This is a genomic window from Paracoccus sediminicola (genome assembly GCF_027912835.1).
In the GTDB taxonomy this organism is placed as follows: Bacteria; Pseudomonadota; Alphaproteobacteria; order Rhodobacterales; family Rhodobacteraceae; genus Paracoccus; species Paracoccus sediminicola.
Map to the genome: position 1 here is coordinate 2,258,715 of NZ_CP115768.1, position 14,410 is coordinate 2,273,124.

General features: G+C 64.9%; 11 protein-coding genes. 5 read left to right on the top strand and 6 right to left on the bottom strand.

Going from position 1 to position 14,410, the window contains the following annotated elements:
• The 3 genes from PAF18_RS11195 (at position 1) to curA (ending at position 3,209) form a co-directional block, all read left to right on the top strand.
• Entirely contained in the window at positions 1 to 558 is a 558-nt protein-coding gene (locus PAF18_RS11195; RefSeq protein ID WP_271115799.1) for a sarcosine oxidase subunit gamma, read from the top strand.
• 47 nt (positions 559 to 605) lie between these two features.
• Positions 606 to 2,012, top strand: coding sequence for an L-serine ammonia-lyase (locus PAF18_RS11200; RefSeq protein ID WP_271115800.1), 1,407 nt, complete (start codon positions 606 to 608; stop codon positions 2,010 to 2,012).
• Positions 2,013 to 2,174: 162 nt separating this feature from the next.
• Positions 2,175 to 3,209 carry an NADPH-dependent curcumin/dihydrocurcumin reductase gene (gene curA / locus PAF18_RS11205; protein WP_271115801.1) on the top strand — a complete coding sequence of 345 codons (1,035 nt, stop codon included), beginning with the start codon at positions 2,175 to 2,177 and terminating at the stop codon, positions 3,207 to 3,209.
• Between the two features lie 118 nt (positions 3,210 to 3,327).
• On the opposite strand, the gene PAF18_RS11210 is transcribed toward curA, so the two are convergent.
• Positions 3,328 to 3,789 carry an Lrp/AsnC family transcriptional regulator gene (locus tag PAF18_RS11210; protein WP_271115802.1) on the bottom strand — a complete coding sequence of 154 codons (462 nt, stop codon included), beginning with the start codon at positions 3,787 to 3,789 and terminating at the stop codon, positions 3,328 to 3,330.
• 108 nt (positions 3,790 to 3,897) lie between these two features.
• On the opposite strand from PAF18_RS11210, the gene putA reads away from it, so the two are divergent.
• Together putA and PAF18_RS11220 are read left to right on the top strand one after the other, a co-directional pair.
• Entirely contained in the window at positions 3,898 to 7,308 is a 3,411-nt protein-coding gene (gene putA, locus PAF18_RS11215; RefSeq protein WP_271115803.1) for a bifunctional proline dehydrogenase/L-glutamate gamma-semialdehyde dehydrogenase PutA, read from the top strand.
• A 296-nt stretch (positions 7,309 to 7,604) separates the two neighbouring features.
• Positions 7,605 to 8,837 carry a hypothetical protein gene (locus tag PAF18_RS11220; RefSeq protein WP_271115804.1) on the top strand — a complete coding sequence of 411 codons (1,233 nt, stop codon included), beginning with the start codon at positions 7,605 to 7,607 and terminating at the stop codon, positions 8,835 to 8,837.
• 364 nt (positions 8,838 to 9,201) lie between these two features.
• Here the strand turns inward: PAF18_RS11220 and PAF18_RS11225 are convergent, their stop codons facing one another.
• The 5 genes from PAF18_RS11225 to PAF18_RS11245 form a co-directional block, all read right to left on the bottom strand.
• Positions 9,202 to 10,161 carry a dihydrodipicolinate synthase family protein gene (locus PAF18_RS11225; RefSeq protein ID WP_271115805.1) on the bottom strand — a complete coding sequence of 320 codons (960 nt, stop codon included), beginning with the start codon at positions 10,159 to 10,161 and terminating at the stop codon, positions 9,202 to 9,204.
• A 112-nt stretch (positions 10,162 to 10,273) separates the two neighbouring features.
• Complete coding sequence (locus tag PAF18_RS11230) at positions 10,274 to 10,975, bottom strand: GntR family transcriptional regulator (protein ID WP_271115806.1); 702 nt, start codon at positions 10,973 to 10,975, stop codon at positions 10,274 to 10,276.
• 28 nt (positions 10,976 to 11,003) lie between these two features.
• On the bottom strand, positions 11,004 to 12,032 hold the full coding sequence (locus PAF18_RS11235; RefSeq protein ID WP_271115807.1) for a trans-3-hydroxy-L-proline dehydratase: 1,029 nt from the start codon (positions 12,030 to 12,032) through the stop codon (positions 11,004 to 11,006).
• Between the two features lie 26 nt (positions 12,033 to 12,058).
• Positions 12,059 to 13,060, bottom strand: coding sequence for a 4-hydroxyproline epimerase (locus PAF18_RS11240; protein ID WP_271115808.1), 1,002 nt, complete (start codon positions 13,058 to 13,060; stop codon positions 12,059 to 12,061).
• A 3-nt stretch (positions 13,061 to 13,063) separates the two neighbouring features.
• Entirely contained in the window at positions 13,064 to 14,290 is a 1,227-nt protein-coding gene (locus PAF18_RS11245) for an NAD(P)/FAD-dependent oxidoreductase (protein ID WP_271115809.1), read from the bottom strand.
• Positions 14,291 to 14,410: the final 120 nt, after the last annotated feature.

Sequence of the window (14,410 nt, forward strand, 5' to 3'; positions counted from 1 at the left end):
ATGGCGCAACAACTCTCTGCGCTGCACCCCCGGATCATCGCCGAAACCGAGGGGCTGCGGGTCGAGACACTGGGTCCGCATGGCCGCATCTCGCTGCGCGCGCGGGGCGATCTTGCCGCCTTCGAGGCCCCGCTTGGTCTTCCGCTGCCCGACCGCATCGGCCAGCGTCAGGCCCGCGACAGGATCGAGGCGCTGAAACTCGGCCCCGATGAATGGCTGCTGCTGCTGCATGTCGATGCGGTCGCGGCGACGCTGGCCGCGCTTTCCGGCGTCTATGACAGCCACCCACATAGCGCCGTCGATCTTTCGGGAAGAGAGATCACCTTCCTGATCGACGGCCGGCTTGCGGCCGGGCTGCTTTCCATTGGCTGCCCGCGCGACCTCGCCTCGATCCCCGAAGGGGCCGCGCGGCGCACCGTGTTCGACGGCGCGACCGTCACGCTCTGGCACGACGCGCCTGGCCGATACCGCATGGATGTCTGGAACAGCTTCGCCCCGTTTCTCGCGCAGACGCTTCGCCGGGGCTGCCGCGAACTCGCCGCCGAAGCCGCGCGCTAAGCAGGCGGCATCTGGCCGGCGGCGCGGAAATTGCGTAAGGGATGGGCATGTTCCTGTCAGTTGACGACATCTTCAAGATCGGGATCGGACCCTCCTCGTCGCACACGATGGGCCCGATGATCGCCGCCGCGCGCTTCATCGAGGATTTGCGGCAGGGCCGCGGGGCCTATCCCGGCTGCGGCCCTCTGGCGCGGCTCAGTGCAACGCTGCATGGTTCGCTGGCTTTCACCGGCAAGGGTCACGCCACCGACCGCGCGGTGATCCTCGGGCTTTGCGGGCTGGTGCCCCGGACGCTTGACCCGGACGCGGCAGAGGGGATCGAGGCGCGCGTGCGCAGGGAGAAGACCGTCTCGCCCGAAGGCCTCGGCACGCTGCGCTTTGATCCCGAGACGGATCTGGTCTTCGATTACGGCCCGCCTCTGCCCGGCCACGCCAACGGCATGGTGCTGCGCGGCCATGACGCCGACGGCAATCTGTTCTACGCCCAGACCTATTACTCGGTCGGCGGCGGCTTCATCGTGACCGAGGCCGAAATGGAAGACGCCGGCCGCGACGCCTCGCTCTCCGAGCGCAAGGAGGCACTGAACTGCCCGCACCCCTTCGGCTCGGCGGCGGAAATGCTGGAGATGGGCCGCGCCTCGGGCAAGTCCATCGCCCGGATGAAGCGCGAAAACGAACGCGCCGTGCATGGCGGTGGTGTGGATGCCCGGCTGGACGCGATCCTCGAGGCGATGGATGACTGCATCGATCGCGGCCTGAGCCAGGAGGGTATCCTTCCGGGCGGGCTGAAGGTGCGCCGCCGGGCGAAGGCGATCCATGAGAGCCTTCAGGCCGAGCGCGGCATGAACATGCCGCAGCCCCACACGATCAACGACTGGATGAGCGTCTATGCCATGGCGGTGAACGAGGAAAACGCCGCGGGAGGGCGCGTCGTCACCGCCCCCACCAATGGCGCGGCGGGGGTGGTGCCCGCCGTCATGCGCTATTACCGCGACCACGCCAACGGCGCGACCAAAGCGGGGATGCGGGATTTCCTGCTGGTCGCGGCGGCGATCGGCGGGCTGATCAAGCATAACGCCTCGATCTCGGGCGCCGAGGTCGGCTGCCAGGGCGAGGTCGGCTCGGCTGCGGCGATGGCGGCGGCGGGGCTGTGCGCGGTGCTGGGCGGCACGAATGAACAGGTGGAAAACGCCGCCGAGATCGCGCTGGAGCATCATCTCGGCATGACCTGCGACCCGGCAGCGGGGCTGGTGCAGGTGCCCTGCATCGAACGCAACGCGCTCGGCGCGATCAAGGCGGTGTCGGCGGCCAGCCTGTCTCTGCGCGGGGACGGGCAGCATTTCATGCCGCTCGACAATTGCATCCGGGTGATGCTGCAAACCGGCCGCGACATGAGCGACAAATACAAGGAAACCTCGCAGGGTGGCATCGCCGTGAACCTGCCAGAATGCTGAGCGCCGCGCCCTTACAGCATACCCCACCCCACCTGGATCGCTGCTGACCCTCCGTCATCCGGGATGGAGATCGAACCCGGCGCCGGGTACATGCGTTTCATCCGCTGAACTAAGCGCAGCGCCTCTTCGGCGCGGCCATCCCCTCAACCACCGGAGTCCAACATGCCGCAATCCGATACCGTCAACCGCCAGTGGATCCTCAACCGCCGCCCCAAGGGCGAGCCGGATGCGGACACGCTCAAGCTGATCGAAACGGATGTGCCGCAGCCCGGCCCTGGCGAGATGTTGCTGCGCGCCGAATATCTCTCGCTGGACCCTTATATGCGTGGCCGGATGAGCGATGCCCCCTCCTATGCCGAACCGGTCGAGATCGGCGGCGTCATGGTCGGCGGCACGGTCAGCCGCGTTGTCGCCTCGCAGCTCGACGGTTTCGCGGAGGGCGACTGGGTGCTGAATTTCGGGGGCTGGCAGGATTACACCCTCTCTGACGGGACCGAGGTGACCAATCTCGGCAAAAACCCCGACAACCCGTCCTGGGCGCTAGGCGCGCTCGGCATGCCGGGACTGACCGCATGGGCCGGGCTGACCAAGATCGGCCAGCCGAAACCGGGCGAGACCATCGCCGTCGCCGCCGCCACCGGCCCCGTCGGCGCAACCGTGGGCCAGATCGGCAAGATCCTCGGCTGCCGCGTCGTGGGCATCGCTGGCGGGCCCGAGAAATGCAGTTACGCGGTTGAGACGCTGGGCTTCGACGCCTGCATCGACCACAAGGCCGACAACCTGAAGGAAAACCTAGCCGAGGCCACCCCGGACGGCATCGACGTGTATTTCGAGAATGTCGGTGGCAAAGTTCTGAACGCGGTGCTGCCCCGGCTGAACGACCACGCCCGCATCCCGGTCTGTGGTCTGGTCTCGCAGTACAACGCCACCTCGCTGCCCGACGGGCCGGACCGGCTCAACTGGCTGATGAGCCAGATCCTCATCAAGCGCATGACCCTGCGCGGCTTCATCGTATTCGAAGAATTCGGCCAGTATTACAACGAGTTCGCCAGCGAAGTCGGCGGCTGGATCCGGGATGGAAAGCTGCATTACCGCGAAGAGGTCATTGACGGTCTCGAAAACGCGCCAAATGCCTTTGCGGGTCTTCTGCGCGGCGAGAATTTCGGCAAGCGGGTGATCCGGCTCGGCAAGGATTGATCCGACCGCGCCGAAAGAGTTGTGGCGCGACAAGACGACAGACTCGCTGGCGGCCCTGTCGCCCGCGACCCAGCTTTCGCGTCCTTCGGATCGACAAGGCCCCGCAGCCGATACCGACCTAAACCTCTGTCCAGCTCTGCTCGACCACCGCCTCCATCGCGACGAAGCTGCTCGTGGCCGAGACATGCGGCAGGGTGGAAATCCGGTCCGCCATGATCTCGCGGAAATGCATCATATCGCGTGAGCGGATCTTCAGCAGATAGTCGAATCCGCCGGCGATCATATAGCATTCCTCGATCTCGGAAATCCCGCGGACATGGGCGTTGAACTCTTCCAGAGCCTTCTTGCGCGTATCCGACAGCCGCACCTCCATATAGGTGACATGGGTCAGCCCAAGCTGAAGCGGCGACAGGATCGCGCGATATCCGGTGATCAGCCCCATCTCCTCCATCTGGCGAATGCGCTGCGTGACCGGGGTCTTCGACAGCCCGACCTTGCGGGCCAGCTCGCTCACCGGGATGCGGGCATTGGCGACAAGCTCGGCGAGGATCCGGCGATTGGTGCTATCGAGTTCCTTCATCGCGCGCATCCTCTCAAAATAAGTCCATTCGCCTGCCAACCGGCTCGAATTCAGCCGCCACGCCTATTCTCTATCGGATAAACTGGCAGCTTCAACAGGAGGATGGATATGAGCGCGACCGATCTCACCGCATTCACGACCGAAGCCAAGTTCCGCCCCGCGGACCAACTTCTGGACGAGCTGATCGGTCAGGCCGCGCTTTCTGCCGCGGATCGCGCCCGGATCTCGGACCGCGCCGGCGATCTGGTCCGGCGCATCCGGGCCGAGGACAAGCCCACGCTGATGGAGCATTTCCTATCGGAATACGAGCTGTCCACTCGCGAAGGCATCGCGCTGATGTGCCTGGCCGAGGCGATGCTGCGCGTCCCCGACAAGATCACCATGGATGCGTTGATCGAGGACAAGATCGCGCCCTCGGACTGGGGCAAACATCTGGGCGAGGCCTCCTCCAGCCTCGTCAACGCCTCGACCTGGGCGCTGATGCTGACCGGCAAGGTGCTGGATGACGATCAGCCCGGCGTGGTCGGCACGCTGCGCGGCGCGATCAAGCGTCTGGGCGAGCCGGTGATCCGCACCGCCGTCAACCGCGCCATGCGCGAGATGGGCAAGCAATTCGTCCTGGGCCAGACCATAGATGAGGCGCTGAAAAACGCGCGTGAGCTGGAGGGTCAGGGCTACAGCTACAGCTACGACATGCTGGGCGAGGCCGCGATGACCCGCGCCGATGCGGATCGCTATGCCAGCGAATACGCCAATGCGATCAAGTCCATCGCAAAGTCCTGCGACAAGAAGACCGTCCGCGACAATCCCGGCATCTCGATCAAGCTTTCGGCGCTGCATCCGCGCTATGAGGTCGCGCATGAAGACCGCGCCATCGCCGATCTCGTGCCGGTGGTGCTGGACCTCGCCCGTGCCGCCAAGGCCGCGAATATGGGCATGAATATCGACGCCGAGGAACAGGACCGGCTGGTGATCTCGCTGAAGATCATCGAGGCGGTGTTGTCCGACCCGTCGCTGGCCGGCTGGGACGGGTTCGGCGTCGTGGTGCAGGCTTACGGCAAGCGCGCCGGGCTGGTCATCGACTGGCTGCACGATCTGGCCGAACGCCATGACCGCCGCATCATGGTCCGGCTGGTCAAGGGCGCCTATTGGGATACCGAGATGAAACACGCGCAGGTCCAGGGTCTGCCGGGCTTCACCCTGTTCACCCGCAAGGTGGAAACCGACGTGTCCTATATCGCCAATGCCCGCAAGCTGATCGGCTATGCCGACCGCATCTATCCGCAATTCGCCACCCATAACGCCCATACCGTCGCGGCAATCCTCGATATGGTCGGCGACATCGAATTTGAATTCCAGCGCCTGCATGGCATGGGCGAGCGGCTGCACGAGATCGTGCTCAAGGAACGCAATGACCGCCGCTGCCGCATCTATGCCCCGGTCGGCGCGCATCGCGACCTGCTGGCCTATCTGGTCCGCCGCCTGCTGGAAAACGGCGCGAACTCCTCTTTCGTGCATCAGATCGTCGATGAGGACGTGCCGCCGGAAGAGATCGCGCAGGACCCCTTTGCCCTGCTGGACAGCGCCGAGGCGCCCGCCCTGCTCGACCGTCCCGAAAACATCTTCGGTCCCGAGCGGCGCAACTCGCAGGGCTATGACCTGACCGATCAGGCGACGCTCGACCGCATCCGCGCCGCCGCGCCTGAGCGCATCGCGGATGCCGCCCCCCTCACCGTCTCCGAGCCGAGCGGCAACACGCGACCCATCACCAACCCCGCCACCGGCGAAACCGTGGCGCAGGTGACCGAGGCCGATGCCGACACCGCCGCCCGCGCCATTGCCGATGCGGCGATCTGGGACGCCCCGGCGACCGAGCGCGCCGAGACGCTGCGCCGCGCCGCCGATCTGTACGAAGAATATCACGGCGAGATCTTCGCCACGCTCCACGCCGAGGGCGGCAAATCCCTGCCCGACGCTGTGGCCGAGCTGCGCGAGGCGGTGGATTTCCTGCGTTACTACGCGCTGCAAGGCGAGTCCCGCGACGACGCCCCGCGCGGCGTCTTCACCGCGATCAGCCCGTGGAACTTCCCGCTGGCGATCTTTACGGGCCAGATCGCCGCAGCCCTGATGGCGGGCAACGCGGTGCTGGCGAAACCCGCCGAACAGACCCCGCTGATCGCTGCCGTCGCCACCCGGCTGCTGCATCAGGCAGGCGTCCCGGCCCATGCGCTGCAACTTCTGCCCGGCGATGGCGGTACGGTTGGCGCGGCGCTGACATCTGACGCAAGGATCAACGGCGTCGTCTTCACCGGCTCGACCGACACGGCGCAGATCATCGCCAGAACCATGGCCGAAAACCTTGCCCCCGGCACCCCGCTGATCGCGGAAACCGGCGGGCTGAACGCCATGATCGTCGATTCCACCGCCCTGCCCGAACAGGCGGTGCGCGACATCGTCGCCTCCAGCTTCCAGTCGGCGGGCCAGCGATGCTCGGCCCTGCGTTGCCTCTATGTGCAGGAAGACGTTGCGCCCCAGATGATCGAGATGCTGAAAGGCGCGATGGACCAGCTCGGCATCGGCGATCCGCGTGAGCTGTCCACCGATGTCGGTCCGGTCATTGACGGCGAGGCGCAGGATGACATCACTGGCTATATCGAGGCGCAGAAAACCAATCTCCTCCACAAGCGCGAGGTGCCCGCCGAAGGCAGCTTCGTCCCGCCGACCTTGCTGAAAGTGAACGGCATCGACGATCTGGAGCGAGAGGTGTTCGGCCCCGTCCTGCATCTCGCCACCTTCAAGAACCGCGATCTGGACAAGGTGATCGCCGATGTGAACGCGCGCGGTTTCGGGCTGACCTTCGGCCTGCACACCCGCATCGACAGCCGCGTGCAAGAGGTCGCGGATGCGATCCATGTCGGCAATATCTATGTGAACCGCAACCAGATCGGCGCCATTGTCGGCAGCCAGCCCTTCGGCGGCGAGGGGCTGTCAGGCACCGGCCCCAAGGCGGGCGGCCCGAATTATCTGCCGCGCTTCTACGCCCCGGCCCAGCCTGACGCCCAGCCCGGCGGTTTCGGAGGCAAGGCGGATGCGAAAGCCGTGCAGAAGGCGCTGAACGACGCGGCAGAGGCCGACATTTCGGAAACCCTCATGCCCGGCCCGACCGGAGAGCTGAACCGCCTGATGACCGTCACCCGCCCGCCGCTTCTCTGCCTCGGCCCGGGACGCGAGGCCGTCGCCGCGCAGGTGAAGGCGGTGCAGACCCTTGGCGGCCACACGGTGCCAGTCAACGGCGATCTCGCACCCGAGGCGCTGACCACCCTCACCGGCTTCTCCGCCGCGATCTGGTGGGGCGACGCCGATCAGGCCCGCGCCTATGCACAGGCCCTCGCCTCCCGCGACGGAGAGATCAAGGCCCTGATCACCGCGCTGCCCGACCTCGCCCATGTCGCGCATGAGCGCCATCTCTGCGTGGACACGACCGCCGCAGGCGGCAACGCGGCGCTTCTGGCGGGGTAAGCTGCCCTGCCCTTAGGGCAGCCCGGAATCAAGGGGCAAAGTCCCTGCTGGCCAATGGCTTTGTTGCACAAGATGCATTGACGACAGCTATGCGGACAAAACGGGCGTTCGGTCAGTCGCCGTTTCGTCCAAATGCTCAACGTGGGCTGTGGTCTCCACGCAGCACGGTACAGGCCGGCGCCCGAAGTTGAGGATCGAGCGACTGCCTCATGACAGCATGAATAACGCGCGTTGGGTCGCCAGTTGAGGCTTTATCACATAGCAAGGTCCGTGAGAGACCGAACTGGGAGGTTCTCATGTGCAAGTTGGAAAGCCAGAAATCGGTCGATGACGAGACTACCCCGCAAAGCGAAGCGAGGCGCGGTTCGCATGTGAGACCGATGGATGCAGCGTCGTACGGATGGGTGATAGGGCTGCTCCCGGCGCCGGAGCTTCCCGAAAAGGTGGCCGCGCATCTGGCTAAGATATTACCCGACCTTCTTCGCAGCGAAGTCGATGAACGTAACGACTGGTACGTGGAAATCGTCTGCGATCCCTTGACCGGCGGCGCTGGCGATCCCGCGGAAATTCTCGATGAAGCCGAAAAACGCAAACACCAGCACGGTTGGGATTTTGCGATCAGCATCACCGATCTGCCCATCCTCCGTCAGCACCATGTCGTGGTCGCCGACGCTGTTCTGGAAAAAGGCGTCGGCAGTATTTCGGTGCCCGCCACTGGCGGAATGCTCATGTACCGTCGGTCAGAGCGCGCCGCCGTCCTTGTGCTCAGAGAGCTCGTATCCAAGGAACCGAAGTCACACGATCAAGCTGCTGGCGATCCGGAGCGGCCCCAATCCCGCAAGTCCGTGACGGGGCGAACTGATCGATGGCCGTTGCGATACTTGGCGCCCATACGCCGAATCGTACCGCAGGATCCGGACATGGCCGTCGATGTGCGATTCGTTTCTGCGCCGAGGCCTTACGCGTGGCTGCGCCTGTTAACGGGAATGATGAGGGCGAACCAGCCCTGGACCATCTTTCCAGCCTTCAAGAGCGTGGTGGCCGTGGCTTTCGCCACCGGCGCATACGGGCTGATTTTCCCGACGCTCTGGCAACTGAGCGATGCCTACGACCCGATCCGTTTGGTCGCCCTGATGGCGACGTCGATGGTGGCCATGGTGTTCTGGCTGATCATCTCACACGATCTATGGGAGAAGCCTCAAGCGGAGGGCTCGCCCCTGTTAATGAGGCTATATAACGCGGCTACGGTGCTGACGCTTAGTGTCGCCGTTGTTCTCTATTATGGCGTGCTCCTGGCGCTTTTCGTGATTGCGGTGGTCTTGTTTGTGCCCCCTGATCTGCTCGAATCCCGATTAAGCCATGCCATCGGGCTGCTCGACTATGTGAAGCTGGCTTGGCTTGCGACGTCCGTAGCTACGATCGCGGGCGCGCTTGGGTCGGGGTTGGAAAGTGACGAGACGGTGCGCAACGCAACCTATGGATACCGCCAGCTTCAGCGTCGAAAAGCTGCGCAGGAAGAAACCGGATGATCCAGCAGCCCATCGTGCGGCAGCGCCAGAACGAGTTTAGTGGCGCCTCGATGACATCGTGCCCAACTTCGGAAAATTGCGCCACGACATACGCACCGATGGAACGCGTGCCCTGACAACCAGCGCTCTCATCATACTTCCGTTTCAGCGCTTAGCTTCAAAGTCTATGTGGACTTCGCCTGCCCTATAATGGTCAAGCAATGGCGCGAGAGGGCTCGATGCCGACCTTCTGCAATGCAGAATGAACCTCCGCCAGAATGTCATCTTCCAAGACGACTCTGGCACACTCCTGCTCTGACTAAACCGCATAAGACGAAAATCGGACGCACGCCCGGTGTACGGCCTGTCTACGCGCTGTGCGCCCTCAGACCGCGTATTTCTGCGCGCCGTTCTGCTGCGACCATTCGGCGTACCAGGCGTCGAACAGCTTGAGCTGAGCCTCGACAAAGCCCTTCTGGCTCTCCGTCAGCGCGTCGGATTGGTTAAAATGTAACTCGAACTCGGCATGGCCCTTCAGCACCATCATATGCTTGAAAAACAGGACCAGATCCGGTCCTTCGTCGAATTTCGACAGCACCGAAAAGGCCTCTTCCAGCTCCCTGGCAAGTGCGCGGGCCTCGGCATCGCCCCTGGCCGCCGCCTGGCAGAGGCTGACGAGATGCAGCACCTCCTTTGGTAAGACACAGCCGATCCCAGTGATTGCCCCCGTCGCCCCGCAATTGACGAAGCCATGATAGACGGCCGTATCCACGCCGATCATCAGCGTCACATTGTCGTCGCGGCTGGTGATGTTCTCCGCCGCATAGCTCAGATCCGCCTCCCCGCCGAACTCCTTGAAGCCAATCAGGTTCGGATGGTTTTCCCGCAAGGCAAAGAACAAATCCGCCCGCGTGGCGAACCCGTAATAGGGGCTGTTATAGATCACCGCCGGCAGATCCGGCGCCGCCGAAAGGATCGCCTCGAAATGCGCCCGCTGCGCCGAAATCACCGACCCCCGCGACAAAACCCGCGGAATCACCATCAACCCCTGCGCCCCGACGCCCTGCGCGTGCTCGGCGTGGGCGACGGCGCTGGCGGTGTTGATGGCGCCGGTGCCGACGATGGTGGGGATACCCGCCTTGACCAGAAGCTCGACCCCTTCCATCCGCTGCGCGTCGCTGAGAAGGGGCCAGTCGCCCATCGAGCCGCAATAGACCACCGCCGACATCCCTGCCGCGATCAGCGTCTCGGCCTCGCGAAGGAGCGCGTCGAAATCGGGCGAACGATCCGGTTTGCAGGGGGTCATCAGGGCCGGAACGGTGCCTGAAAAGATGTTTGCAGTCATCGGGTCGCTCCTGATCTGGCGGGTTGGCGGAGTGGGGGAATCACTGGTGCCTCTGAATATCATACAACTTGTATTTTATGTGTCGACAAGTTGAAACGGAACGCGGCCTTGCTTACAGCGCGATATGCTGCCGCCGATCCTGCGCCAGAAGCGAGCGGATCTGACCGACGATCAGGTCGGCATGGCGGCCGGCCAGCCGGTCCGCCTCTGCCACGTCATGCGCGGCGATGGCGGCGATCATGGCATCGTGGCCCTCGGTGTCGCTTTGCGGGGGCGCGTCACCATAGGAGGAGTAATACAGCCGCAAGATCCGCCGCCCTTCATCCAGCAAGCGGCAGAACAGCCCGGTATAGTAAGGGTTGCGCCCAGCCTCGGCGATGGCGGCATGGAAATCGCGATTGGTGGCGATCATCCGCAACGCGTCGCGATCCGCGAGCGCCTGCGCGAATTCTGCTTGATGGGCGCGGATTGCGGTCAGGTCGGCCTCGCTCCGGTTCTCGGCGGCGAGCCGCGTCGTCACGCGATACATCAGCGTGAGCGCATCGAAGAAATGATGCATGTTCAGAAAATCGATATTCGACACCACCGTCGAGCGGTTGGGCAGTGTCGTCACAAGCCCGTCCGCCGCCAGCCGCACGAGCGCCTCTCGGATCGGGGTGCGCGACATGGCGAGCCGTTCCGAAAGCTGGATCTCGTCGATGGGGCTGCCGGGTTCCAGCGTCAGGTCGATGATCTCATCGCGGAGGATCTCGTAGACATAGCGGACGCCTTCGCCGCGACGGCGCTCGGGGCGGGGCGGCTGTTTCTGTGTCATCGGTCGGTCCTTCTGCAATCGCGGCGGCTCATCTCGCGCCCCATGTGTCGCTGAGCCGATAGCCCTCGGGCCAGGGATCGTCAGGGTCCAGCATGTGCTGATGCGTGCCGGTGATCCAGCCGCGACCCGCGATTTCCGGGATGATCGCCGGCCGGTCGCCGAGCGTCGTGGTGCCCGTGATCCGCCCGCCGAAGCGAGAGCCGATCAGCGACACAGCGGTCAGGCGGTCGCCCTCTGCCATCTGGCCGCGCGCATGCAGAAGCGCCATGCGCGCCGACAGCGCCGTGCCGGTCGGTGAGCGGTCTACCTTGCCCGGCTGGATTGCCACGGCAGACGCGGCCCTGAGCCCGGTCTCGTCACGGCTCAGCGCTCCGGCGAACAGGCAGAAGCTGAAATGCGTCCAGTCCGCGAGGGTCGGATGGCGGAACTGCATCTGTTCATTCGCCGCATCCGTGATCCGCACGCCGAGCCGCGCGATATCATGCGCCTCGTCCGGCGTCATCGCAAAGCCCATCGACGCGGCGTCCACCACCACGAAGCTGTCGCCGCCAAAGGCGGTATCGACACCGAGGCTGCCGACGCCCTCGACCTCCAGCACCTGATCCAGCGACGCGGCGAAGCTGGGCAGATTCTCAACGAAGATCCGCTGTGCCTTGCCGTCACGGCATTCGGCCCGCACCCGCACGAGGCCGCCAGGCGCTTCCAGCGTCAGCCGGGTTTCGGGCTCGGTCATCGGGATCAGCCCGGCATCGAGCAGCACCGTGGCAACGCAGATCGAGTTGGAACCCGACATGGGCGGGGTATCCTCCGGCTCCATGATGATAAACGCCGCGTCGGCCTCGGGATGTTTGGGCGGCACCAGCAGGTTCACATGGCGGAAGACGCCGCCGCGCGGTTCGTTCAGCATGAAATTGCGCAGCGTCGCATCGCGCGCGATCCAACGCGACTGTTGCCAGACCGTGTCTCCCGGAGGGGGCAGTACGCCGCCCACGATCACGTCGCCAACCTCTCTCTCGGCATGGGCCGAGATGACGTGAATGGTCTTGCTGCTGCGCATCGGGGGTTCCTTTCGGCGGCAGAGGCTCAGACGACCACGAAGCCGTGAGCGAAGGGGTCGCGGTCGTCGATAAAGATGGTGTTATAGCCCGTCATCCGCGCCCATCCGGCGACCGAAGGGATGATGGCGGGGCGGCCCGCGATTTCGGTTTCAGCCTCGATCCGGCCCTTGAAGATTGAGCCGATGATGGATTCGTGGTGGAATTCGTCGCCCGGTTTCAGCCTTCCCTTCGCGGCAAGCTGTGCCATCCGCGCCGAGGTGCCGGTGCCACAGGGCGAGCGGTCGATCGCCTTGTCGCCATAGAACACCGCGTTTCGGGCATGGGCGCCCTCGGTCCGCGGCGCGCCGGTCCAGAGGATATGGGACAGCCCGTGAATGCGGGGATCCTCGGGATGGCTGAAATCGTATCTCGCGTTCAGCGCCGCGCGCAGCTTCGGCGACAGCCCGACCAGTTCCCCGGCGGTGAAATCGGCCATGTCGCGATACAGGGTCTGCGGCTCGACAATGGCGTAGAAATTGCCGCCATAGGCGACATCGACGGTGATTTCCCCCAGACCGTCAAGCTCGGCCGTCAGCCCCTCGGCATAGAGGAATGCGGGGACATTGGTCAGCCGCACCTCTTCAACGAAACGGCCCTGCTGGGTATAGGCGATATCCACCTTGCCCGCCGGGGTCTCGATGGACAGCCGCCCCGGCTCGCGGGGCTGGATCAGGCCGTTCTCGATCCCCATGGTGATGGTGCCGATGGTGCCGTGGCCGCACATGGGCAGGCAGCCCGAGGTTTCGATGAACAGCACCGCCACGTCGCAATCGGGCCGCGTCGGCGGATAAAGGATGCTGCCCGACATCATGTCATGGCCGCGCGGCTCGAACATCAGACCGGTGCGGATCCAGTCGAATTCGCGCAGGAAATGGGCGCGTTTTTCCAGCATGTCGGCGCCGTCCAGCCTGGGTGCGCCGCCCGAGACAAGGCGGACCGGATTGCCGCAGGTATGGCCGTCGATGCAGGAAAAGCTGTAGTTGGTCATGGGTCAGAACCGTGCAGGAGAGAACGGGGCGAGGTCAATCGCGGCGGGCTGGCCGGTGACCAGATCGGCGACCAGCCGGGCGGTGCCGGCCGATTGGGTCAGGCCCAGATGGCCGTGACCGAACGCATATGTCACGCGCGGCGTCGCCGGGGAATTGCCGATCACGGGCAGGCTGTCGGGCAGCGAGGGGCGGAACCCCATCCATTGCCGTCCGCCCTCGATAGCCAGACCGGGCAGGAAGGAACGGGCGCGGGCCAGCATCCCCTCGGCGCGCTTGAAGTTCGGCGGGGCGGACAGCCCGCCGAGTTCGACCGCCCCACCGACGCGGATGCCGGTTTCCAGAGGCGAGACGACAAAGCCGTGCCCGCCGAAGGTCAGCTGCGTGCGCAGATCGAATGCGCCGGGCGGCAATGTGGTGTTATAGCCGCGCTCGGTTTCCAAGGGGATGCCTTCGCCAAGGCTCCGGGCGAGATGATGCGAATGCGCGCCCGCGGCGATGACGATATGGGCGGCGCGATGGTCTCCGGCACGAATCGCATCGGGGTCCACATGCAGCACGGTGATCTCTGCCCGCGCGATTTGGCCGCCATTGTCGCGGAAGCGCTCGGCGAGACGCAGCACATAGTCTTTCGGGTCCGAGATCGAATACCATTCCGGGATGAAGGTCCCGCGGGTGAAACGCGGCGAGATACCGGGTTGCAGTTCGGCCATCTCTTCCGGGGTCATGTGCCGATAGGCAATGCCGTGATCGTCGCGCGCTCGCCAGCCGGGCAACGAGGCGCGGAACTCGGCCTCGGTCTCGTAGAGCTGAAGATTGCCGCGCCGGTGCAGCATATGCGCGGTGCCGGTCGCAGCGAGGAAGGGGCGCAGCGCGTCGCGCGACAGATCCATCAACGCGGTCTGCGCGGCGGTGGATGCGGCCACCCGGTGCGGGGCGCAGGCCCGCCAGAAGCGGAACATCCACGGCGCGATGCGCAGCGCATAGCCCGGCGGCACGCTCAGCGGCCCAAGCGGATCGAGCAGCCATTTCGGGGCCTGCCGAAGGATGCCCGGCGAGGCAAGCGGCAGGATGTCACTGAAGGCAAACGCCCCGGCATTCCCGGCAGAGGCACCTGCCGCCGGACCCTCGCGGTCGATCACCATGACGGCCCGCCCCCGCGCCTGCAATTTAAGCGCGGCGGACAGGCCGATCACTCCGGCTCCGATCACGATGACATCCGGCTGCGCCATGGACTTCCCTGTCGCCTCGTGGCCCGGAACGGGCCTTGTGAGATTTATCCGCCCAGCGACAGCACGAAGCAATCTCAAAATACAATATGTATGCAGAAAATGCGTGGCATGGTTGCCTGT

What these genes read in the sequence shown, in the direction of transcription:
- PAF18_RS11195 (WP_271115799.1), top strand. Translation starts at nt 1, where the DNA reads ATGGCGCAACAACTCTCTGCGCTGCACCCCCGGATCATCGCCGAAACC.
- PAF18_RS11200 (WP_271115800.1), top strand. Translation starts at nt 606, where the DNA reads ATGTTCCTGTCAGTTGACGACATCTTCAAGATCGGGATCGGACCCTCC.
- curA (WP_271115801.1), top strand. Translation starts at nt 2,175, where the DNA reads ATGCCGCAATCCGATACCGTCAACCGCCAGTGGATCCTCAACCGCCGC.
- PAF18_RS11210 (WP_271115802.1), bottom strand. Translation starts at nt 3,789, where the DNA reads ATGAAGGAACTCGATAGCACCAATCGCCGGATCCTCGCCGAGCTTGTC.
- putA (WP_271115803.1), top strand. Translation starts at nt 3,898, where the DNA reads ATGAGCGCGACCGATCTCACCGCATTCACGACCGAAGCCAAGTTCCGC.
- PAF18_RS11220 (WP_271115804.1), top strand. Translation starts at nt 7,605, where the DNA reads ATGTGCAAGTTGGAAAGCCAGAAATCGGTCGATGACGAGACTACCCCG.
- PAF18_RS11225 (WP_271115805.1), bottom strand. Translation starts at nt 10,161, where the DNA reads ATGACTGCAAACATCTTTTCAGGCACCGTTCCGGCCCTGATGACCCCC.
- PAF18_RS11230 (WP_271115806.1), bottom strand. Translation starts at nt 10,975, where the DNA reads ATGACACAGAAACAGCCGCCCCGCCCCGAGCGCCGTCGCGGCGAAGGC.
- PAF18_RS11235 (WP_271115807.1), bottom strand. Translation starts at nt 12,032, where the DNA reads ATGCGCAGCAGCAAGACCATTCACGTCATCTCGGCCCATGCCGAGAGA.
- PAF18_RS11240 (WP_271115808.1), bottom strand. Translation starts at nt 13,060, where the DNA reads ATGACCAACTACAGCTTTTCCTGCATCGACGGCCATACCTGCGGCAAT.
- PAF18_RS11245 (WP_271115809.1), bottom strand. Translation starts at nt 14,290, where the DNA reads ATGGCGCAGCCGGATGTCATCGTGATCGGAGCCGGAGTGATCGGCCTG.